General features: G+C 49.9%; 19 protein-coding genes. 14 read left to right on the top strand and 5 right to left on the bottom strand.

Going from position 1 to position 22,878, the window contains the following annotated elements:
• The 4 genes from BUA14_RS02915 to BUA14_RS02900 form a co-directional block, all read right to left on the bottom strand.
• The coding region (locus tag BUA14_RS02915) for a phosphodiester glycosidase family protein (protein WP_072771185.1) at nt 1-2,679 on the bottom strand (2,679 nt) is incomplete at its 3' end.
• A 264-nt stretch (nt 2,680-2,943) separates the two neighbouring features.
• The gene (locus BUA14_RS02910; protein ID WP_072771184.1) at nt 2,944-3,300 is read right to left on the bottom strand and encodes a YopX family protein; all 357 of its coding nucleotides are present in this window, start codon (nt 3,298-3,300) and stop codon (nt 2,944-2,946) included.
• A gap of 105 nt (nt 3,301-3,405) precedes the next feature.
• Nucleotides 3,406-4,287: a DMT family transporter gene (locus BUA14_RS02905; RefSeq protein ID WP_072771183.1), complete on the bottom strand. Its 882-nt coding sequence runs from the start codon at nt 4,285-4,287 to the stop codon at nt 3,406-3,408.
• A gap of 118 nt (nt 4,288-4,405) precedes the next feature.
• Nucleotides 4,406-5,683 (bottom strand): alkyl/aryl-sulfatase, encoded by a 1,278-nt coding sequence (locus tag BUA14_RS02900; protein ID WP_072771182.1) that lies wholly within the window; start codon nt 5,681-5,683, stop codon nt 4,406-4,408.
• A gap of 298 nt (nt 5,684-5,981) precedes the next feature.
• Between BUA14_RS02900 and BUA14_RS02895 the strand changes: the two genes are divergently transcribed.
• On the top strand, nt 5,982-6,932 hold the full coding sequence (locus BUA14_RS02895; RefSeq protein WP_072771207.1) for an MraY family glycosyltransferase: 951 nt from the start codon (nt 5,982-5,984) through the stop codon (nt 6,930-6,932).
• A 114-nt stretch (nt 6,933-7,046) separates the two neighbouring features.
• On the opposite strand, the gene BUA14_RS02890 is transcribed toward BUA14_RS02895, so the two are convergent.
• Nucleotides 7,047-7,952, bottom strand: a complete 906-nt coding sequence (locus BUA14_RS02890; protein WP_018306043.1) for a hypothetical protein — start codon at nt 7,950-7,952, stop codon at nt 7,047-7,049.
• 581 nt (nt 7,953-8,533) lie between these two features.
• Between BUA14_RS02890 and BUA14_RS02885 the strand changes: the two genes are divergently transcribed.
• The 13 genes from BUA14_RS02885 to BUA14_RS02825 all read left to right on the top strand — a co-directional run bounded on the left by BUA14_RS02885 (nt 8,534) and on the right by BUA14_RS02825 (nt 22,861).
• On the top strand, nt 8,534-9,835 hold the full coding sequence (locus BUA14_RS02885; RefSeq protein ID WP_005810461.1) for a NarK family nitrate/nitrite MFS transporter: 1,302 nt from the start codon (nt 8,534-8,536) through the stop codon (nt 9,833-9,835).
• A gap of 35 nt (nt 9,836-9,870) precedes the next feature.
• Nucleotides 9,871-11,091, top strand: a complete 1,221-nt coding sequence (locus tag BUA14_RS02880; protein WP_005810460.1) for a nitrate/nitrite transporter — start codon at nt 9,871-9,873, stop codon at nt 11,089-11,091.
• 18 nt (nt 11,092-11,109) lie between these two features.
• On the top strand, nt 11,110-14,781 hold the full coding sequence (locus BUA14_RS02875; RefSeq protein WP_072771181.1) for a nitrate reductase subunit alpha: 3,672 nt from the start codon (nt 11,110-11,112) through the stop codon (nt 14,779-14,781).
• Entirely contained in the window at nt 14,771-16,222 is a 1,452-nt protein-coding gene (narH, locus tag BUA14_RS02870; protein WP_072771180.1) for a nitrate reductase subunit beta, read from the top strand. The genes BUA14_RS02875 and narH overlap by 11 nt, the downstream gene beginning before the upstream one ends.
• 13 nt (nt 16,223-16,235) lie before the next feature.
• Nucleotides 16,236-16,769 carry a nitrate reductase molybdenum cofactor assembly chaperone gene (narJ, locus tag BUA14_RS02865; protein ID WP_072771179.1) on the top strand — a complete coding sequence of 178 codons (534 nt, stop codon included), beginning with the start codon at nt 16,236-16,238 and terminating at the stop codon, nt 16,767-16,769.
• Nucleotides 16,766-17,482, top strand: coding sequence for a respiratory nitrate reductase subunit gamma (gene narI / locus BUA14_RS02860; RefSeq protein WP_072771178.1), 717 nt, complete (start codon nt 16,766-16,768; stop codon nt 17,480-17,482). The genes narJ and narI overlap by 4 nt, the downstream gene beginning before the upstream one ends.
• 96 nt (nt 17,483-17,578) lie before the next feature.
• Nucleotides 17,579-18,037, top strand: a complete 459-nt coding sequence (locus BUA14_RS02855) for a GAF domain-containing protein (protein ID WP_005810452.1) — start codon at nt 17,579-17,581, stop codon at nt 18,035-18,037.
• 34 nt (nt 18,038-18,071) lie between these two features.
• On the top strand, nt 18,072-19,112 hold the full coding sequence (locus BUA14_RS02850) for a sensor histidine kinase (RefSeq protein WP_005810450.1): 1,041 nt from the start codon (nt 18,072-18,074) through the stop codon (nt 19,110-19,112).
• The gene (locus BUA14_RS02845) at nt 19,102-19,752 is read left to right on the top strand and encodes a response regulator transcription factor (protein ID WP_005810448.1); all 651 of its coding nucleotides are present in this window, start codon (nt 19,102-19,104) and stop codon (nt 19,750-19,752) included. The genes BUA14_RS02850 and BUA14_RS02845 overlap by 11 nt, the downstream gene beginning before the upstream one ends.
• Before the next feature lie 278 nt (nt 19,753-20,030).
• Complete coding sequence (locus BUA14_RS02840) at nt 20,031-20,456, top strand: GntR family transcriptional regulator (protein ID WP_072771177.1); 426 nt, start codon at nt 20,031-20,033, stop codon at nt 20,454-20,456.
• The gene (locus BUA14_RS02835; RefSeq protein ID WP_072771176.1) at nt 20,453-21,367 is read left to right on the top strand and encodes an ATP-binding cassette domain-containing protein; all 915 of its coding nucleotides are present in this window, start codon (nt 20,453-20,455) and stop codon (nt 21,365-21,367) included. The genes BUA14_RS02840 and BUA14_RS02835 overlap by 4 nt, the downstream gene beginning before the upstream one ends.
• A complete protein-coding gene (locus BUA14_RS02830; RefSeq protein ID WP_072771175.1) occupies nt 21,345-22,109 on the top strand; it encodes a hypothetical protein in 765 nt (254 codons plus the stop codon). Before BUA14_RS02835 ends, BUA14_RS02830 begins: the two co-directional genes overlap by 23 nt.
• Nucleotides 22,106-22,861, top strand: coding sequence for a hypothetical protein (locus BUA14_RS02825; RefSeq protein ID WP_072771174.1), 756 nt, complete (start codon nt 22,106-22,108; stop codon nt 22,859-22,861). The genes BUA14_RS02830 and BUA14_RS02825 overlap by 4 nt, the downstream gene beginning before the upstream one ends.
• Nucleotides 22,862-22,878: the final 17 nt, after the last annotated feature.

The raw sequence follows: 22,878 nt of genomic DNA, 5'->3' as shown, positions 1-22,878 counted from the left end.
GCTGATATAGCGTACGCCGCGGTCAAGCTCGCTTTGATCTACAGGACCAGGGAAAAGGACCCAAATGTTCTTGCCGGTTGCTTCCCGGTAATTGGCCAGCGTATCTTTCAGCAGCTGTGCTTCTTTGGCATTGATGAAATCGGCCGGGCTGAGGGACATGAGGAGAAAGACATTGGCGCTCTGGATGTCATCCAGGGTCGTGAACAGCCGGGTCCATTGCTGCGGGTCGCTTCTCCTCAGCCCGCCTTGGCTTACATCCAGCTGGAGGAAAGTGCTGTTTTGATAACTAGAGGATTGATACCCTGAACCGGCGGCCAGTATAGGTGTTGGGGCATCCCCGGCTCCCGCTTGAGTGAGGGGAGCGGTGTAAATACCCGGTGCTTTGCCCCCGGTGAGCAAGGAAAACAGGAAATTGTCGGGACCGGAGGTGAAGGCAGCCTGCCGGTTCGCTTCATCTTTGGGCAGGGTATCTGCGGGGATGGTGCTCGGATCGATGGTCGGGCGCTTCTGGATCAGTGCCGACAATTCGTCAAAATAGATCTTCCCCCAAGGGGTGGCAGGATCGGTGTTTTCTATGTAGAGCCTGGTGAGATAAGCGGGAGAGTCGATCCCGGATAAGGATGCTGTGCTCTCTTTCCAGCCGGTCCAATTGAGGTCGGAAGTAAATTCGACGGTGTGTTTCACATCGGCGGAGTCTATGACTTCTCCCTTGATGCGGTTCGAGTTGGGGCTGATATTATAAAGCCACAGGGATAACCCGGTAGTGGCCGGATCAAGGGGGAGCCCCTGCTCGGCAAAGAGAACAGAGATCTGGTCCTCAGAGTTACCGTATAAGAAATCATACACCAGCTGTCCGGAAGACTCCCCGGCGTAGAATTGATCAGCGCTAAGCTCGAAATAACCCTGGCTTGTTTGCGGGTCGGTTTGGAAGCGTGGCTCCTCCGACCGGCCGGAGCTTTCGAAGGGATGCAGGAGTTCTATGGCATCCAAAGTAACGGCAACGGCACTGTAGGCATGGGTGTCGCCGACGCCGGCCCGGATAGTGCCGGTACCGGTGGTGACGGGGGTGAACACGCCGGCTTCGCAACTACCGATGTCGCCGTCAACGTTCCATTGAACATCCCGGCCTTCGATGACCGCGGCATAACCTTGGGGGTCGAGACCTTTTACCCGGATGGCTTTATTTTGGTACAAAGGAAGGTCGAATCTGGCTGGATTGAGGGTAAGCTGCACTGGGGCGTTTAAGACCCGGATGTCCAGCTCCTCCTTCAGACCGCCGAGGGTGGCGGTTACTTTTCCGGTGCCCGGGGAAACCGGATAGAGGATATTGTCCTGAAAACTGCCGTCGATCCCGCTGACATTCCACTGAACTTCCCTTGGGTCGATCTTCACTGGATTGGCATAGCGGTCGATGCCCTTAAGGGAAAAAGTTCTCGAAGTATCGGCAAATATGTTGGTGTCTTCGGTCTCGATGATCAGGCGGTCCAGCCGGCCGGCGGGGGCTGCGGAGAAAATCCCGATGCCTGACGCCACATTTCTCAGGATGCCTTCGGAAGGAAGGTTGACCACCTCAGGGGAAAAGGCCCCGGGCTGTCGGGCGGCCATGGTGGTGGAGGCGCCGCCGTCAAACATAATGGCTTGATACGCCCCTAATTCCAGCATCAGCTCGGCGGATTCCTGCTGGGTCAAGCCGATGCTGTTATCCTGCCTTCCGTCAACTGTAACCAGGATGAGTTCACTCCCATCTTCGGTACTGCCGGCTATGGTCCGGGGGTTTCGTTGATTAAAGCTGGGGGTGCTGTAAGAAAAAGTGGCGGGGATTTCTCCGTCCTGGATAAGAAGGGAGGTTCCGGTGGTGGACATCTTCAGGTCGTTCCAGTCCGGCGTGGAGGTGACTTGGAATTGGAGCTGTTCTCCAGGGGCGGCCTGTTCCAGAAGCTTAGCCGCCTGCTCGCCCCGGGAGACGACGACGAAACCTTCCTCGGGAATCTCGGCGGCAGGCTGTCCTTCCCGGATCTCCAGGATTTTGTTCCCGCTTACGACGATTTCAACCAGATCGGGGCAGTTTTCGGAGGCGCCGATGGCCACAGGTCCCCACTTGCGATCCAGGACCGTAAGGTCTTGGTAGCCTTGCCTGCTCGGCTGGTTGTACTGGGTAACGGCAAAGGCGGTATCGTTTCCGGCGATGAGGGTAAGGTCATTTTTCCAATAGTGAAAAAGCAGCTGATTAGCATAATCAACGGAAAGGGAAGCCATTTCATTTTTGCTCCGGTTGTACCAGGCGGAGGTGGACAAAAGATCGCCGGCCCGGACGGTGGGACCGTCTGCATAGCCTTTGCCGGCGGTGAGCGGATTAAAGAAACTGCTGTTGACAGCAGCCACGGCCCCCTCTTTTTCGGCCAGGGCGGAAATGCTGACCAGGTCGTCGGTGATCGAGTCATTGCTTAGGGTGTCAATTTTCACATAAGGGTTAGTCATATCCACGCGCAGCACATTAATATTCAACCAGCCGCCTGTGGTAAAACGGGATATGTTCTCCACGGTTACGCCGTCCGTAACGGTTTGTTGGGAATGATCCTGGTAGAGGACGGGCAATTGGGCCATTGCCGTGTTGGGAAGCGCCGTCACACTTAAAAGGACGGCAAGAAACAGGGCCGGAATTTTTCTTAATCTCTCCATGATTCTCTCCTCAATAAAATGGTTGACAAAACTCAAATTAGATTCCTGGGGTAGCGCGAAATCATGAATCTGAAAGAGCCTTATTTTATATAAGATGTAATCTCTGCTTCGATTCTAACATTAATACATGAAAAAGTACTAATGAACAAACAATGAACCTACCCGGAAGAATTCTTGCGTAAAGGAAAAGGGCATCCCCATCTTGTGCATAGCACTTGTTGGGTATGCCCTTTCTCTAGGACCATTCCATGAAGAGATAACTGTCTAAAGATTCTCCGTTTCATATGTATTGCCGATAATTTTGCCCGTAGGAAGGAGGCCGGCGTCCTTCTCCAGGGAACCTTTCAGAGATATAAGCTTAAAGGCTGCTTCAGATTCATGCCAATGAACTCTGTAAATTTCATAGTCGATGAGAACTAAATCCCCTTCATAGACATCTGTGCCACTCTCATCCCTTAAACCGGTCCATTGCAGCAACTCATATTTCTCAGCAGGATCCCAGGATTTCGCTGGGATGCTTACGGCAAAGGGATTGCAGTTCTGGATATCAAAACTGATGGCTTGGGGATTATGCATTTTCTTGGATACTTTATTCCACACGCGAAATTTCAGTCGTTTCAAACCGTCGCCTCCTTAACCTTTCATGAATACAATCATTAATACGGATAAGGAAGCAGATTTTAAGAGTTAAAAGGCATGGTAATTATTTCTGGATTCATACCGGGTTCATGTGGTCAGAGAAGAGTTGGCCGGGAGTTTCCGACGGTACAATTCCCCAAAAGCAGCGCCCCCTAAGATCAGCAGTGCCCCAAGGATTTGCACTAAGCTTAATCTCTCCCCCAGGAGAGCAGCCGAAAAAAGCAAAGCGGAAAGGGGTTCCAGATAACCGCAAATGGCTACTGTCTGCACCGGCAAAAGGCCAATGGAGGAAAAATAGAAATAACAGCCGATACCGGTGTTGACGATGCCTAAAATCAGAATGGGCAGCCAATCTCCCGAGGCAATGTTAATGGAAAAACCCTGTTTCAGGCCAAGGAAGAGGAAGACAGTGGCGAAGCTTGCCATCAGCTGCCACATCGAGTTTTCAAGTCCGGTTATGCTGACTGCTTTTTTATTGAAGATCACCATAACGGCGTACATCACGGCGGATAACAGTCCGCATATCAATCCGAAAAGGGTCTTCTCCTCAGACATCGCCTGACCGGAGACACAAAGCATGCCCGTCAGTACGGCGAGAAAACCTATAAGTTTGGCACTTGTCATCCTTTCTTTGAAAAGAAGGGGAGAAAGGACCATAACAATCACAGGACCGCAGTAATAGGCCAGGGTGGCAATGCTCACACCGATTTGGGTATATGCTTCATAAAGAAACATCCAGCTGGCCCCCATGGCCACGCCGGATAGGCACAGATAGAGAAAGTGGGATTTATTGCTTAAAAACCGCATCTTCTGTTTGGAAAAACCGAAGACAAGAACCAGAAACAGACTGCCGATGAGTGTTCTTGTAAACACAATTTCATAGCTGCTTAAAGAAATATGACTAGCCACGATTCCGTTGAAGCCGAACAAAATCAGGGAGGCTATGTATTTGATATAGGACCTGTTCATGGGTGTCTCCATTTCCGTTGTATCGCTTATGAGTAGATCATGATGTTGACCTATGCTGCATGACAACGGAAGAAGTATATCATATTTCTAAATGCTAGAGAAGAAAATCTTGATCCTTCTATTCGGCCAGCAACTCTTTGGCATAGGCAAGGTAATAGTGGCGGCCATTGGCACTGGTCTCCCTATGACCAAGTCCCACCAGTCCCTGGACTTTGTACTCTTTGGCTTGTTTATGGAAGCAGTCCATAGCGAGCAGCAGATCGGCAAGGACGATACTCCACTGATAATCCTGGTCAGCCAAGGCCTGGCGGATGGCGGATAGAACTGTTTCTGTTCCGCCCATCAGGGCGACGGTTTTTTGGGCTTGAACGGCAGGCGGCAGCGGATTGAGGTGGGTGGGGTTACCGTCAAACCAGCCCACATAACCGGCATAAATGCCCCGGACAGACCAGGACACGGTGCCGTAAAACTCACCCAGATAAGGTAGCTTAGCCCATTTTTCAGGCAGTTTGACGGCCTCGGCCACCTCATCCATGGTCAGGCCCTGATTCATTCCCTTTAAAGTTTCCGTAAGAACATAATCAATGGCATCCCGGAAATTAGTCAGGGTTTCCTGAACGGCGGTTTCTCCGACGATGGGGCGGGTATGGCCGGGCAGTAGAAAGTGGGCCCGGTAAGCGATGAGTTTATCCAGTGTGTCCACCCAGGCGCTGACATCCCGGTACTGACTGCCGCGGATAGCGTAGAGATTGGGCCAGCAGCCGTAGTAATTATCACCGCAAAAGAGGACTTTATGTGCAGGGAGCCAGATCAGAATCTGATCGTCGGCTTCACCGGGTGCGGCCGCCAGCTCCAGATCAATGCCGTCTATAGAGCGAAGAACGGTGTCCTCTTGATAGACTGTGGTCGGCGGCATAATGGCATATTGCCCCTCCCCTTGGGCCTTGCCTTCCCGAATTCCGAGGCCTTGGGTAAGGGCTTCCTCATTGTTGAGTTGGTAGCCGAACTGGCGAATGCCACGCTGATTGAGCACATCCTGGAGGGCGTTCATTCGCCCTAGGACAGGCTTGCAAGGAGCAAAGGCAATTATTTCCGGATTGCTGTCCATGAAGGCACCGGAACCCCCGCGATGATCCGGATGACCGTGGGTGTAAATGATCGTCTTAACTGGTTTATCGGTATGTTGAGCGATCAGGGATTTAAGGGTTTGGGCCCGCTCATCGCTGTCCAGAGTATCAATAAGAATGACGGAATTTTCGGCGATGATAAAGCCGGCATTGCTGTGCCCATAGCCTATCACATGATAAACACCACCGGGGATAACTTCTGCCACCTGACGGGGGTAGGCATGGTCGGCGAATTCCTTAAGCAACTGCTCTCCGTTTGTGTGCAACATGCAGGAAACCTCCTATAATACATTTTTACACAATATACCTCTTTTATCATAAATGGCGGGGCCGGCCTATTACAAGGAAGAATTTGCAGTGCTGAGCAAAACCTTTTCCTTGTGAGGAGAGGTCGGGAAATCTCAACCTACAAGGACATGGAACTAAGGCTTGGTTCGCTTTTAGTGGATAAAGTGCTATAATAAAAAAGATCCATAGTAATAAAGATCTATAGTAACCAAAAAGTAACAAAAATCGAGGATAAATTGTGTATTGCTTAAGGTGACATGAGGGAGGGCAGTACTTTTGATGGAGTTTATTTTCCCCTTTTTTTTCGTGTTCTTAATTGTTTTTATAAGTATACCTCTATTGGAAAAGCTCGCCGTGAAATGGGACTTTGTTGATAAACCGACGGAAAGAAAAAAGCATAAACACCCCATTCCTTTACTCGGCGGAGTTGGAATTTTCTTAGGCTTTATGATCGGCTACTTAGTTTTCGTAAGACCGTTAAATTACCAGTCGATGGCTATCATTATCGCTTCTCTTCTCGTTTTAGGAATTGGGCTGATTGACGACTGGTATAAAACTCTGGGCAAGGAGTTTCCGGCCTTGCCCAGACTCATGGTTCATATTCTCGCGGCATGGATCGTGTTTTCTTCCGGGATTGTCTTCTATGGCTTTACCAATCCCTTTACACAGCAATATATTGTCTTGCCTTATGCCATTCAGCTTATTTTAAGTATCATGTGGATTGTAGGAGTTACTACGGTTATCAATTGGTCCGATGGCATTGACGGTCTTGCCGGGATGCTGTCTTCTATCGCCGGTGCGACACTCTATGTGGCCGCTTTGGCAAAAGGACAAAGTGATTCGGCTTTGCTTTCGGCGCTGCTGGTGGGGGCGGCCCTGGGCTTTTTAAGATATAACCGGCACCCGGCCAGAATCTTTATGGGTGATTCGGGAGCAAATTTTCTGGGGTTCATTCTGGCCATCGTCGCTTTAAGCGGTGCCTTTAAACAAGCTACCCTGGTATCTTTGAGTATTCCTGTGCTGGCTCTTGGCGTACCGATTTTTGATAATATTATTGTGGTATTGAAGCGATTTTCCCGTGGAGAATCCATTTACAAGGCAGATGCAACCCAAATTCATCACCGCTTGATTTCTTCAGGTCTTAATCCCAAACAGACGGTAGCTTTTATCAGCTTAATGAGTGTATGCTTTAGTTTGCTATCGATTATCATTTTACTTTTAAGTATTTGAGCAAAATTAGGGCAGCTGCGCAATGAACGGCAAAGTTCATCAGGCAGCTGCTTTTTTCATTCATAATAAATTCATTCATAATAAAAACTGCGGGCCGGAGAGCCCACAGTAAGGTTAAATCCGTTTTTTAATCAGAGCACTTACAGTATTGGCGTCCTTATTCTCACCGTAGAACTCGATTTGAAAACCATCGAAAAGGTAGCGCATGGTGTAGATATTCTCGAACTCCGGATCTTGGCCGAAGCTATCGGGCATGCCCAGCTTGTCGCTGATCTCGTTAAAGGGTTCGCCGATTTTTACGCCTAAGATTTCCTGCTGACCCTCAAGGAAGATCTCTGAGGAAATAGAGTCTTTGTCGAAGAGAATTAGAATATTGTCAAGAGCAATCTGAGTGACCTCAGTGGTTTCCTCGTCTTTAGTCTCTACAGGCGCTTTTATGGATTCAACTTTGGTGATTTTTTCGACTTCAGCCAGAGGCTTGCCCAGGAGGCTTAAGGTGGGATGATTCTCCGCGTATACCTTAACAACGGCCTTTTTAGCCGCTTCAGCACTGGTATAAGCATCTTCGTTGAAGACATAGGTGCTCCAGGTTGTTGGTTCCGGATCGTTTACTGATTTCATCTCCAGATAATAAATGTCTTTATTAATATAATTGGCCGCTTTGTAGGGCTCTTTATCCTCACTATTAATAAAAATATCCAAAAGCAATTCGACACTGTCATAATAAACTTTGCCGGTTTTGCTATGAACAAAATCAATAGTCGGAGCTCGGCCATTGATCATGTGTTGAAACGCGTAGATCGTATGATTGCCGACTCTGGCTTCTTTCAAAAAGGCTACGGTGTGCTCCGTTTTGGCTAAGAGTTCCTGATAGAGGACCCGGAGGGCCTCTTCTTGACTTAGAGTAGAAGAATGAGTGGGTGATGTTGCTCCAATCGGAGAATCCACATCTTTACTTCCATTGCAGCCTGTCAAGAGTATCGATATGCCAACTAATGTGGCCAGGAGCATTTTTTTCAAGGGTATCACCTTCCCATCCGCTGACAGTTATTATAATTATTTCGACATGTTTAGGAGTAAATCCTTTTCCCTTGCTTGGCAAGTTCTTGCTTTTTATGGATAGCATCTTTGGTTCCGATCAGGCGGTCTATGAGATGTATCTTGACGCTCGTGAAAATGCCTGGTAAGCGAAGGTCTTAGGGTACACCAAAATCCGCTATCCCTATAAAGAAAAGCATAGAAAGCGGATGTGGTTATGTTCAGCATCGGGATCTGCACGGTGCGAGTAACATACTAACCTAACACATGTATGTCCACTATTAAGAGATCATTCTGAAAAACCACAAGTATCTACGGATTGCCTGGAGGCGGGAAGTGGTAGAAGTCATGAACCTGGCCCATGTGTCGTGCTATTTATAAAAACTGTTTCAGAAGTTAGACAAAACCGCGCTGGGAACAGTTTTTTATTAGGACAAAATAAAGTCCCTAAAAACAAAATAGAGTTTTCCCTAAACAAAAAAAGGGTATTCCCTGATATTCTTTATATTTCAGTAGACGGATAATAGGATAGGAAAACGAAATAGAAAGTAAGGAGGAAAAGTATGCAAAAGATTGAAAGATGGGACCCGGAAGATCAGGAATTCTGGGAAACCAAGGGAAAAAAGGTGGCGAACCGCAATTTGTGGATTTCCATTCCCGCACTTTTACTGGCCTTTGCAGTCTGGCAATTATGGTCGGTGGTGGCAGTTAACCTGAACTCAGCGGGATTCCAGTTTACCACGGATCAATTGTTTACGTTGGCGGCTCTTCCGGGCCTGACGGGGGCGACAATGCGCTTTTTTTATTCATTTACGGTTCCAGTTTTTGGAGGCCGCAATTGGACAGTTGTAAGTACGGCGTCGCTGCTGATTCCCACCATCGGGATTGGCCTGGCCGTGCAAAATCCCGCAACATCATTTACCACTATGGCAATTCTGGCCGCTTTTTGCGGTTTAGGAGCCGGAAATTTTGCCTCTTCAATGGCCAATATCAGTTTCTTTTTTCCGAAAAAAGCGAAGGGAACCGCTCTGGGCTTGAATGCCGGGTTGGGCAATTTAGGCGTGAGTGCCGTGCAGTTTTTAGCGCCTTTGGTCATTACTGTGGGGATCTTCGGAAGTATCGGCGGCGCTCCCCAGATGATGGTGCAGGGGGGCCTTCAGCAGCAGGTTTTTCTGCAAAATGCCCTGTTTATCTGGGTTATTCCCATTGCGCTCACTGTCATAGCAGCCTTTTGGGGCATGAATAATCTGGAGACGGCCAAAGCCTCCGTCCGGGAGCAGATGATTGTCCTTAAACGCAAACATACCTGGCTGATGTCCTGGCTGTATACCATGTGCTTCGGATCGTTTATCGGTTATTCGGCGGCGTTTCCGTTGCTTATCAAAACGCAGTTTCCGGATGTGAACGGTCTGCAGCTGGCATTTCTCGGACCACTGGTAGGCGCGCTGGCCCGTCCGCTGGGCGGCTGGCTGGGAGATAAATTCGGTGGCGCCCGAATTACCACGCTGGATGTGCTTGTTATGATCGCTTCGGCTTTAGGCGCTATATTCTTTATTGGAATGAACTCATTTGTTGGATTTTTCACGATGTTTATGCTGCTCTTTATTACGGCCGGAATCGCCAACGGCTCTACCTTCCGGATGATTCCAGTGATCTTTCCGCCCAAGGAGGCATCCGCTGTTCTGGGTATCACCTCGGCGATTGCCGCTTATGCCGCCTATTTTATTCCTAAGGCCTTTAGTTGGTCGCTCCAGGCAACGGCTTCGCCAAACGGCGCAATGCTGGCTTTTGTAGCCTTTTATGTCGTCAGCCTGGGCATCAATTGGTATTACTATGACCGGAGAAATGCCGAAATCAAATGTTAAAGGCAATCTGATTTTAGAACAATGGGAGTGATAACATGGCTTCTGGTAAGGGCTTTCTGAAAAGCGGCCATTTAGGAACCTTAATTGCCTCATTTTTTTATTTCGATATCAGTTTTATGATTTGGGTTCTGTTAGGGGTTACTTCGACTTTTGTTGTGGGCGAATTCCAAATGACCGATGCACAAAAAGGGTTGATGGTAGGACTGCCGGTTCTGGGTGGGGCGTTTCTGCGGATTCCGATGGGTCTTTTGGCGGACCGTTTCGGCGGGAAAAGGATTGGCATTATCGGAATGCTGGTCACTATGGTGCCCTTATTGTGGGGATATCTCTTCGGCAACGGGATCGGAGAGATATATGCCTTAGGTCTGCTTCTGGGAGTGAGCGGAGCCAGCTTTGCGGTGGCGTTGCCTCTGGCCAGCCGCTGGTATCCGCCGGAGCATCAGGGGCTGGCTATGGGAATTGCCGGAGCCGGCAACAGCGGAACCGTGCTGGCGACTCTTTTTGCTCCGCGTTTGGCTGAACAGGTGGGCTGGCATGGCGTCTTCGGCCTTGCTCTGATCCCGCTGACAGTTGCTTTGGCAGTTTTTATCTTCTTGGCCAAAGATAATCCTAACGCTCCCAAGCCGCAGGGAGTCAGTGCCTATCTGCAAATCGTCAAACACAAGGAGACCTGGCTATACAGCTTCTTTTACAGCTTGACCTTTGGGGGCTTTGTGGGCATGACAAGCTATTTGTCTTTGTTTTTTGTCGATCAGTATCAATTGAGCAAAGTAACGGCGGGCGATTTTGTTACCCTGATTGTTTTCGCGGGCAGCTTTATACGCCCGATCGGCGGCTACTTGGGAGACCGCTTGGGTGGAATGAAAATGTTGATAGGATTATATCTGGTATTGAGCATGCTGCTGTTGCTGGCAGGAACTCTCCCGTCTTCGGCTTATGTCGCTTTGGGAGTGCTGTTCCTGACAATGCTGTTTTTTGGTATAGGGAATGGCGCGTTGTTTCAGGTTATCCCTACGGAGTTCCCTAAGGAAGTTGGAATCATGACCGGCTTTGTCGGCGCGGCCGGCGGTGTCGGCGGCTTTATTCTGCCTAATATACTGGGCAATGTGAAAGGACTCACGGGCTCATACTCATACGGTTTCTGGTGGCTGGCCGCCACATTCCTGGCCGCGGCGTTACTGGTTTTTGTTCTGCGCAAATCCCGGTCAAAGCTTAGTTCGCTGCCGGAACCCGGCCTGGCTAAAAATTCAGTGTAAACAAAGGGAGTTAACGGCATGAAACTATGGAAAAAAATGCGTTTCTTTCAGCAGGCAACGGAAAAGTACGCAGACGGCTGGAGCAGCTCCGCTGTAAAGGATAGAGACTGGGAAGATTTATACCGGCAGCGCTGGCAGCATGATAAAGTGGTGCGGACCACCCATGGAGTCAACTGTACCGGGTCCTGCAGCTGGAAAGTCTTTGTCAAAAACGGTTTGATTACCTGGGAGCATCAGCAGCGGGATTATCCGGGCACTGATCCCGACATGCCGGAGTTTGAACCCCGGGGCTGTCCCCGCGGCGCCAGCTATTCCTGGTACGTGTACAGCCCTTTGCGGGTCCGCTTCCCTTATATCCGCCGCATCCTGCTGGAGCTTTGGCGGGAAGCCCTAAAACTTCATGAGAATCCCCTGGAAGCCTGGCAGAGCATCGTCGAAGATCCGGAAAAAGCAGGGCAGTACAAAAAGGCCCGGGGCAAAGGAGGGTTTCTGCGCTGCACCTGGAGTGAAGTCTACCGGCTGATCGCGGCCCAAATGCTTTATACGATTAAAACCTACGGACCGGACCGGATCGCCGGCTTCACCCCCATTCCGGCCATGTCCATGGTCAGCTATGCGGCCGGGGCGCGTTTTATCTCCCTGGTGGGCGGGCCAATGCTCAGCTTCTATGACTGGTATGCCGATCTGCCGCCGGCTTCCCCCCAAATCTGGGGGGAGCAGACAGATGTTCCGGAAAGCAGCGATTGGTACAATTCGGGGTATCTTATTATGTGGGGATCCAACGTACCCTTGACCCGCACTCCGGATGCGCATTTTATGACAGAGGTGCGCTATAAGGGCACCAAGGTGGTGGCTGTCAGTCCTGACTATGCCGAAAATGTCAAGTTCGCCGATTCGTGGATGGCGGTCAAGCCCGGCTCAGACGGCGCGTTGGCTCAGGCCATGACTCATGTGATCCTCAAAGAGTTTTATGTGGATAAATCCTCACCCTACTTCGTAGAGTATGCGAAAAGGTTTACCGATTTGCCTTTTCTGGTCACCCTGAACCAATGGGGGGATTGCTATGTGACCGGACGTTTTCTTCTGGCCAGTGATCTGGGATGGGATATAGTTAATCCGGAATGGCAGACCGTAGTCTGCAACGAAGTTACCGGAGAAATGACCGTACCGAACGGTTCTATCGGCACACGCTGGGGTGATCATCTTAAATGGAATCTTAAGCAAGAGGATGTTCATGGACAGTCGCTGGAGCCCCTATTATCTTTGGCGGAACAGGCTGACGAGAGAGTAATGGTTGCCCTCCCCTATTTTGACAACCGGAGCAAAGGGGTCAAAAAGCGTGAGCTGCCGGTTCGAAGAATCCGTAAAGGGGATAAGGAGTTTTATGTAACCACGGTATACGATTTAATGCTGGCTCATTATGGCGTGAGCAGAGAGGGGTTAACCGGAGGCTATCCTCAGGATTACGACGATCAGGAATCTTATACCCCAGCTTGGCAGGAGCAAATTACGGGAGTGCCACGGGAACAGGTGATTCAGATTGCTCGGGAGTTTGCGGAGAACGCGGAGCAGACTCAGGGCCGCTCCATGATTATTATGGGCGCAGGGGCAAACCACTGGTTTAACAGCGATACCATTTACCGGGCTATCCTTAACCTGGTGCTGTTGACCGGTTGTCAAGGCGTAAACGGCGGCGGCTGGGCCCATTATGTGGGGCAGGAAAAATGCCGCCCGATTGAAGGCTGGAATGCGATCGCTTTCGCTCGGGATTGGTCGGCTCCGCCGCGCTTGCAAAATGCCACCTCCTTTTATTATTTTGCTACCGACCAGTGGCGCTATGAAGAGCTGCCTATGTCCCAGTTGACTGCCGCTACGGTTGGGAAGCCCCGCTATGAGCATCCGGCCGATTACAATGTGTTGGCTGCCCAGCTGGGTTGGCTGCCTTCTTATCCCCAATTTAATGTCAACAATTTGCAGATAGCGGATATGGCCCGGGCTGCGGGGGCAGTTTCGCCTCAGGAAGTGGCTGACTATGTGGTCAGCTCCCTGCAAGAAAAAACGATCCGTTTTGCAGCAGAGAACCCAGATGACCCCCGGAATTTCCCCCGCACCCTTTGGGTTTGGCGTTCCAATTTGTTGTCCAGCTCGGGGAAGGGTCATGAGTATTTTATGAAACATTTGTTAGGTGCTTCCCATGGTTTGCTGGCTGAAGAGAATATCAGTTTCAAACCGGAAAAGATGGTGTGGCAGGAGGCAGCGGAAGGGAAGCTGGATCTGCTGATTAATCTCGAATTCCGCATGACCGGAACGGCGCTTCATTCGGATATTTTGCTGCCGGCAGCTACCTGGTATGAAAAGCACGATCTCAGCAGCACTGACATGCACCCGTTTGTTCATCCCTTTAACCCAGCCATCGACCCGCCCTGGGAGGCCAAAACCGACTGGAATATCTTTCGCGGTATGGCTGAAGTATTCTCGGATATGGCCGCTAAGTATTTTCCGGGAGTCCATCAGGATCTGGTGGCGGTGCCGTTAATGCATGACTCCGTGGATGAGATCGCCCAGCCCTTCGGCCGGGTGCGGGAATGGAGCAAGGGGGAAGTTGCGCCAGTTCCGGGTAAAACCATGCCCAAGCTGGTTCCGGTGGAAAGGGATTACGGCCTGATTCATGAAAAATACAGCTCGCTGGGACCTTTGCTGGAAAAGAACCCGGTTGGCGCTCACGGAATTTCCTTTTCTGTGGCCGATCAGTATCATCAGCTGAAAGCCATCAACGGCACGGTGGAAGCAGGATTGGCCGCAGGAAGACCAAAGCTGGAAACAGCCCGTCAAGCGGCTGAAGCGATGCTGACCCTCTCCAGTGCAACCAACGGCAAGGTAGCAATGAAGGCATGGGAAGCCGAGGAAGGGAAAACCGGCTTGCTTTTAAAGGATATCGCTGAAGAGCGGGCCGGGGAGCGTTTGACCTTCGACGGGATTACGGCCCAGCCCCGGCAGGTGATACCAACCCCGGTTTTCACCGGCTCCAACAAAGGGAACCGCCGCTATTCCCCTTTCACGACCAACATTGAAAGACTGGTTGCTTTTCGTACCTTGACCGGCAGGCAGCAATTTTACCTGGACCATGAGGTTATTCTGGAATACGGGGAAGGGCTGCCGATCTTTAAACCTACTCTGCAACTGCTGGTTCTGGCCGACCGTGATCAGCAGCCCAGCAGGAAGGAGAAGGAAATCGTACTGCGCTATCTGACTCCCCATGGCAAATGGAACATTCACAGCACCTATCAGGATAACATTCATATGCTCACCCTTTTCCGGGGCGGGCCTCATATCTGGCTGAATCATCAGGATGCTCAGGAGGCGGATATCGGGGACAATGACTGGGTTGAGCTGTATAACCGCAATGGGGTAGTGGTGGCGCGGGCTGTGCTCACTCACCGCTTGCCCCGGGGGACCACTTTTATGACCCATGCTCAGGATAAGCACATCAATATGCCCGGCTCGACTATCACCGGGGAAAGGGGCGGCACCCATAACAGCCCAACCCGGATTCATATTAAGCCGACCCAGTGCATTGGCGGTTACGCCCAGCTTAGCTACGGGTTTAATTATTATGGACCGATCGGCAATCAAAGGGATGTTTACGTTTCCATACGCAAATTAAACGAGGTGAACTGGCTTGAAGATTAAAGCCCAAATCGCGATGGTAATCAATTTGGATAAATGCATAGGTTGCCATACCTGCAGTGTGACCTGCAAGAATACCTGGACCAACCGTTCCGGAGCCGAATATATGTGGTTTAACAATGTGGAGACCAAACCGGGGGCCGGCTATCCTGACCAATGGGAAGACCAGCAGCGCTATAAGGGTGGTTGGCATTTGAGGAAAGGGCAGCTGACGCTGCGGTCCGGCTTCCGCTGGCAGGGGCTGTCCCTGAGCAGGATCTTCTATAATCCCAACAGTCCGACTATTGATGACTATTATGAACCATGGACCTATGATTATCAGAAGCTGCTGAAAAGCCCTGTCCGCAGGCATATGCCGACGGCCCGGCCCCAGTCGCTCTTAACCGGTGAGTATATAGAAAAGTTGCGCAAGGGGCCTAACTGGGATGACGATTTGGCCGGTGGACCCCAAGCAGGAGGGCGTGATCCCAATTTGCGGGATTTATTGGGAGAAGAAGTGCGTCTGGAGTTTGAAAAGGCCTTTATGCTTTATTTGCCCCGCCTGTGCGAACATTGTCTCAATCCGGGCTGCGTGGCCTCCTGCCCTTCGGGAGCCATCTATAAGCGGGATGAGGACGGAATTGTATTGGTTGATCAGGAGAAATGCCGGGGGTGGCGCTATTGTACCAGCGGCTGTCCTTATAAAAAGGTTTATTATAATTGGAAAACCTATAAAGCTGAAAAATGTACATTTTGCTATCCCAGAGTGGAAGAAGGAGTAGCAACGGTCTGTTCGGAAACCTGCCCCGGCCGCCTTCGCTACATGGGGGTATTGCTTTATGATGCCGACCGGGTGCCTCAGGCTGCCGCCCAGCCGGATGAACAGGCTTTATATCAGGCTCAGCTGGAGTTGTTTCTTGATCCCCATGATCCGGCGGTAATCGCGCAGGCCCGTCGTGACGGGATTCAGGAGGATTGGCTGGCAGCAGCCCAAAAATCTCCGGTCTATAAACTGGCTGTTCAATATGGACTGGCTTTGCCCCTGCATCCTGAATTCAGGACCCTGCCCATGGTATGGTATATTCCTCCCTTGAGCCCAATGGTAAGTGTACTGGAATTCCGCGCTTCCGGTTCGGTTACGACAGGATTTTTCCCGACACTTGAGCAGATGCGCGCCCCGGTGCAGTACCTGGCGAATTTTCTGACCGGAGGCAACCCTCAGCCGGTGGAAAGGGCGCTAAGACGGCTGCTGGGCATGCGCCACTTTATGCGCAGCCTGGAGAACGGTCAGGAAAACCAGGAGCAACTGCTGGAGACCATTGGGCTTTCCGAGCAGACTGTCCGGCACATGTACCGGTTGCTGGCCGTGGCCAAATATGAGGACCGCATTGTGATTCCGCTGGCTCATCGTGAGGAAAGCCGCAAGGCTCACCAGGAGCAGGGTAAGGTCGGTTATGCTTTATAAGGAGAAATTACTCATGAACAAGAAAGATGTTTTTTGTCTGTTGGCCTATTTGCTGCAGTACCCTCAGGCGGACTGGATTGATCCGGAGGAACTGCGGCGGGAAGCAGAGAATTGGGAGGAAGGAGATATAAGGAGCCGCCTGAATCTGTTTGTGGATTATTTGCAGAGCGCACCTCTCAACGTTTTGCAGGAAAACTTCGTAGAGACCTTTGATTTCAGCAAAAAAACCACTCTGTATTTACTGTATCCTCAATATGGCGAGGAACCGAAGCGGGTGGAGGTGCTGCAGGGATTAATTCAGGAATACCAGAAAGCCGGCTTGCTCATCGGACAGGAATTGCCGGATTACCTGCCACTTGTTTTGGAGGCTTTGTCCAATGTCGCCATTGACCGGGGCAGAATAATTCTAAAGCCGGTCTATGCTGGTTTGCAATATCTGCATGACCAGCTGATCAAGATGAACAGTCCTTATGCCCTTTTAATGGAGGCTTGTCTGTCCTCAATCCATTCCCTGTTCGGTGAGATAGGAGGTGTGACAGCAACATGATGAATCAGTTATTATGGGTGATCTTCCCTTACACAATGCTGACGGCATTTGTTGTTGGACATATTTACCGCTATCGTAGTGGGCAAATCGGTTGGACTTCAAGATCCAGCCAGCTCTTGGAGAAGAAGGCCCTCAAGTGGGGGAGCACTTTGTTTCACTTTGGAGTGCTGGCGGCTTTGTGCGGGCATGTAGGCATGCTGGTGCCGAAAGAGGTGATGGAGGCTATCGGTATCAATGAGCACATGTATCATATGGCTGCCTCCTGGGGGGGATCTACTGCCGGGGTTATCACTTTGATCGGAACGATTATTCTGCTTTTGCGCCGTTTATGCGTCAAGCGCATCCGCAGAAACAGCAGTATGGGAGATTTATTTGTAATCGTGTTGATCGCGGGGATTGTCTTTACCGGACTCTGGAATTCCTTAGTCATCAACGGCTTTGGAGCGGGGCATGATTATAGGGAGACCGTGGGGCCATGGTTGCGCGGCCTGATTACTTTGCAACCCAGGGCCGAGTTGATGGGTGGAGTGCCTCTATTCTTTAAGCTGCATATTCTGATGGCTTTTGCCGCTTTGGGACTTTGGCCTTTCACCCGGCTGGTGCATGTCTGGAGTTTTCCCCTGACCTATCTGAAGCGTTCCCGGATTCTTTATCGAAAATGGAATAAAGCTGGGGGGACAGAACAGGAAAGACAGAATACTCCGGCTGCTTAGCGAGGGTGCGGCTTTTCTTTACAGAACGATTACGTTTGATATAATTTGCTTAACAGGACATTTTAAAAGCGTTAAAGATTCTGGAGGAGTCGCGCCATGGGCAAACAGGAACAGGAGATAAAAATATTCTTGGAAAAGGTGCGTGCTGACATAGGAAGTGATTTCGTCGGGCTGGCGTGCCATGATTTCGATAGTCACCATATTCGCTGGCAGTATGTTGCCGGCAATCTCAACAATCTCTATAGAAAAATTACGTTATGGCCCGGACGGGGGATTGCCGGCAAGGTGGTTGCCTCCGGCAGGCCCATGGCTCTGGAGGACTTTGCCTTGAAAAGCGGTGATGATGCCAGGGAATATCCTATTTTACTGGCGGAAGATTTGAGGTCGGTTATGGCGGCGCCGATCATAGAGTGTGACCATGTTAAAGGGGTGCTGTTGATCGGGTTTCGTACTCCCCATAGGTTCACTGAAGAGACTCTGGCTCAATTAGTGTTCTTTGCCGGGCAATGCCGTGAGTTGCTGGCGGAACCGGAGCTTAATCTACCTGAGGTCTGAGGGGGGGCTTCTTCTCCGGAACCAGGGAAGAGGGGTGATCACATTGTACTGGAAGTGTCAAAAAGAGGCCGGCAGCAACGAACTTTTAAACCAGATTACCGAGCAGATACCTAATCCGGTGCTGGTCAGCAATGAGGCCGGTTGGGTTATCGGAGCAAATGGGGCGGTTATGCGTTTAACCGGCTGGTCGTTCCAGGAGCTTACAACGGGCAGAATGACTGTGTTTCGCCACAACAGCCCCATTGACGATTGGTATAACCTGGGTGGGGATGAGGGGCACGGTTTGGAGGTCTGTCTGGAGAAGCAGGACGGGATGCGGTTAAAGCTGCCTATTGAGAGCGTATTTACCTATCGACCGCCGGGACAAGCGGTGGTTGCCATTCTGCGTGAATTCTCGCCCCAGCAGGAAGAATATGTCCAGAATCTGCTGACCAAATATATCATCCGTGCTCAGGAGGATGAGCGGAAGCGGGTTTCCCGCGAACTGCACGATGAATTAGGACAGAATATTTACAGTGTGCTTGTAGGGTTGCAGGTTTTAGAAAAAGCAATGCCGGAAGCGGTGCAGATTCAAAATCTGCAGCAGATGGTGGCCCGTTCGCTGGCGATGCTGAAAAATATTGCTGTGGAGCTCCGACCGTCTACGCTGGATGATTTGGGACTGGCAGCAGCCATTCGTTCCTTTTTAAAGCATTTTGAGCAAACCTATGGTATTGAAGGGCAGTTGACGGTCAGCGGGGAGCAGCACCGCTATGAACCGGAAATAGAAACCGCGCTTTATCGTATCTGCCAGGAAGCGATGCTCAATGTGGCCAAGTATGCCAAGGTGACGGAGGTGCAGGTCTTTTTACAGAATTACCCGGATCAGCTGAATTTAATTGTTGAGGATCAAGGGGTCGGTTTTGATGTGGGGCAATTGGAAATCCAAGGTACGGGCTTGGGTTTGTATGGCATGAAAGAGAGAGCGCAACTGGTAGGCGGGAAAGTCGAGATTGTTTCCCAGGTCAATCTTGGAACACGTGTCCAGGCCACAATCCCCCTTACCGAAAAAGGAGGGATTTGGCATGCCCATTAGAATCCTTATCGGTGACGATCATGCTATTGTTCGTTCCGGGCTGACGATGCTGATCAATTCCCATGATGATATGGAGGTCGTGGGAACGGCTGCGGATGGGCGGGAAACCTTTGAGCTGGCGATGAAATTGAAACCGGATGTTATTTTGCTGGATCTAAGCATGCCTCCGGGAGAAAACGGCTTGTCGGCAACCCTCCGGATCAAAGATGCGGCTCCGGAAATTCAGATCCTGATTTTAACCATGCATGACGATGAAGAGTATATCTTCAAAATCCTGCAGGCAGGAGCATCAGGCTATATTTTGAAAAGCGCTTATGATAATGATTTGATCAATGCGATCCGGACGATCTATCACGGCAATGCCTATCTGGGTCCCAGTATCACAAAAACTCTGATTCATGAATTTGCTCAGAGGAGTCTGCATGGAAATGAAAGTGGGACGGATTTGACAGTGAGGGAACAAAATTTCCTTAGTCTGATGGCCATGGGTTATTCTAATAAGGAAATTGCTGAAGAGTTATCTGTTTCGGTGAAAACAGTCGAATCATACCGGTCTAAAATCAAGGATAAATTAAATCTGAAAACCCGGCATGAATTAGTTCGGTATGCTCTTAAAAAGGGTTTAATGGATTTAGAATAAATCTAATAAAAGCGCAGGTATATCATTTAGGTTCAGGGTTATAGGTAAAACGGCACGAATTCCAACAATCGGGATTTGTGCCGTTTTAATTTCTTTCTCATTTCGGTGAAAGCAGCGTCAACGCTCTTTTAAGCCCCCAAGTAGAACTTTCAGGGTGAAGGCCAAGGCTTTTTATTAAAAGTATCTTAATTATGGTATTTACAAAATAAGTTATATCTCATATACTATAGCCACAGTACATTACATGACTAATGTACTGTGGCACATAAGCTCTGGAGGTGAGGGCGATTATTTTAAATTCAGATAGTATTAAGCCTATCTACATTCAAATCGCTGAGTGGCTTGAGGCGGAGATCTTAAAAGGCAACCTTACCGAAGATGAACGCATCTATTCTCAGTATCAATTGGCGGAGATCTTTACGATTAATCCGGCTACGGCAGCGAAAGGCCTTAATCTCCTCGCCGATGAAGAGATTGTCTATAAAAAACGAGGGCTGGGAATGTTTGTATCCCTCCATGCTAAATCTTATATCCTGCAGAAACGCAAAAATCAGATCCTTGGGCAGATGATCAGGGACCTGGTGGATGAGGCGGTGCGCCTGGGAGTTAGAAAAACAGAACTTTTAGAGATGATTGAGCTTGCTCATCAGGAGGCAGATGATAGAGACCGTGAAGCAGGTGGGGAAGAGGAGGAAAAACAATGAGTGTCGTCGTGGGATATGAGCTTTATAAGAGATATGGCAAAGTTCAGGCTCTGGGGGATGTATCCTTTGCCATCGAAGAGAACACCATCACCGGCTTGATTGGCAGAAATGGCACGGGAAAGACCACGTTATTGAAGATGATGGCCGGTCATCTTAAGCCTACCCAAGGCAAGCTGAGGGTGTTTGCTCAAAACCCCTTTGATAATCTGGATGTCGCTGGGAAAGTTTTTCTCGTGGATGATACCATGGCTTTTCCCGATTCTTTTACTTTACAGGATATCCTCAGGGAAGTGGCTGTCTTTTATCCTAATTGGAATAGTCAAATAGCCCAGGGTTTATTGGAGTATTTTCTGCTTAACCCTCAGCAGCGGCACAGCAATTTATCCAAAGGGAGCAAAAGCACCTTTAATGCCATTCTGGGTATTGCCGCCCGCTGTCCCCTCACTCTTCTGGATGAGCCCACCACAGGTATGGATTCAGCAGTGCGTAAGGATTTCTATAGGGTCTTGCTCAAGGATTACCTGGAGCAGCCCAGAACCATTATTCTCTCCAGCCATTTGCTTGGGGAGCTGGAGGATATTCTGGAAGATATTCTCCTCCTTAATCAAGGGGGCCTGTTGATGCATAAGCCGATTCTGGATCTGAAGCAGTATGCCCTTGGTTTTCGGGGGAGCGCTCAAGCCCTGCGGGAAAGCCTGCTGAACAGGCTGAGTGAAGAAGCCGTCCTCCATCGGGAGGAGTTTGTTAAAGGAAGCCTCTATTTGGTGATCAAGACCGAGGAGCTCCCGGAGGATTTTGAGAATATCCGCTCCAGCGGTGTGGAAATCCTTCCGGTGGCTTTGGATGATCTTTGCAACATTCTCACTGCACCAAGGAAGGGAGGAATAGATGATGTCTATAAACGAGGTTAAGACGGGAACCAGTACCTTGTCCCAAATGATTCTCAAGCAATATGGATATAAACTGAAAGGGCATTCAGGTCTCATCTATTCCCTGATGATTGTTCAATTGTTGAGTTTGCTGTTATCCCTGAGCTCAAACGGTGGCATGTCTTCCAATAGTGATTCAATAAGTATTGCGGTGCGAACGTATACAGGAGATATTTTATTGATCTTCTCTCTTTTGTGGTTGATGGTAGTGGCTTCCCTGCTGGGTTCTCAGCCTTATCGAAGTATGGAGCTTTCAGTGGTCAATAATCGACTGGTCAGTCACGCTTCGAATATCCTGCTGCTTCTTACCTATGCTGCTTATGCAGGAGTAACCAGCACCCTGGCGGTGATCATCCACCGTCTGATGCTCTCAGCAACTCTGAAGGAAGGGGAGTTTCTCTTGGGAGGGCTGCAAATCATACCCCAGGATCTCCTACTGGGAATGTTCGTTGCAACGCTTTACTTTATCCTTCTGGCGGCCACCGTGTATTTGATTCAGAGCTTTGGTCTGCACAGTAAAGGATTGGGAATTATCCTGTGGATCTGCTTTTTCGCTTTCGGCTTTGGAACCGTGAGGATTTTCGATTTCAATTTGGGTAAGGTCCTGGAATTTTATGCGGCGGAAACTTCGCTGGGGGTCTTTGTCTTGAAGGTATTCTGCACAGCGGTTCTTTTTTTGGGGTCCAGTGTGCTGATTACTAAGGGGATGGAGGTAAAACGATGAGTAATGTTTTATTTGCTACTATTATCATTTGGTTTTGCATCATAGCCTTCATTTACCTTCTGGCTAAATTTGTGTGGCCCAGACTGCGCCGCGTTTATCGATGGCAGACGAATCTCCTGATCGCCGGCGCTTATCTCGCCTTGCTTATAGTTTCCATTCCCCTGGCCCTCTTTCTCAATCAAGGAGAATTCTTCCAATCCCGTAATGCTCAAACACAAGGACTGTTAGCTGAGGCTCCTGCCGACTGGTCGGAGGATGGCCGGATGTATCATATTTTTGAGAATGAGCCTTTGGCAAGTCAAGCAGGGCTTGTGGAGAACAGCCGGCAGACCTACGCGGCAGAAACCCCTCAGTTAAAAATCAGAACTGTAGGGGACACAGGGTATGGGCGAATCTTTTTGGAACGTAAAAAGAATGCCGACGGGCTCATCGAGGTCAGCACTTATGTAGCGCCTCATTATGCCAGAACCGATACTTTCAAACCTATCGACTTCACGAAATTGGTCGCTCCTCCCCAAATAACATGGGAAGCAGGTGTCCTGAAGATTGGAGATCCTGTTAAGCAAAGGTTCGAATTTAAGGTATATAGTGACAGTTTCCCAGTATGGCAATTCAAAGGGGAAAACCAGAGTCACTATGGCGTGGGCGGCAGCATGACTTTCGGAGAGAAAGGGATATTGGTCCGTATCCCCCCGGGTGTGGAGGTTATGGATGGGGACAGCGGAGAATTTACCTGGGTGTCCAATCAGTGAACAGGGCCACTTCCAGT

Origin of the sequence: Desulfitobacterium chlororespirans DSM 11544 (assembly GCF_900143285.1) — a bacterium.
GTDB classification, from domain to species: Bacteria; Bacillota; Desulfitobacteriia; order Desulfitobacteriales; family Desulfitobacteriaceae; genus Desulfitobacterium; species Desulfitobacterium chlororespirans.
The sequence above is the reverse complement of the archived record's forward strand: the minus strand, read 5'-3'. Positions and strand labels throughout refer to the sequence as shown.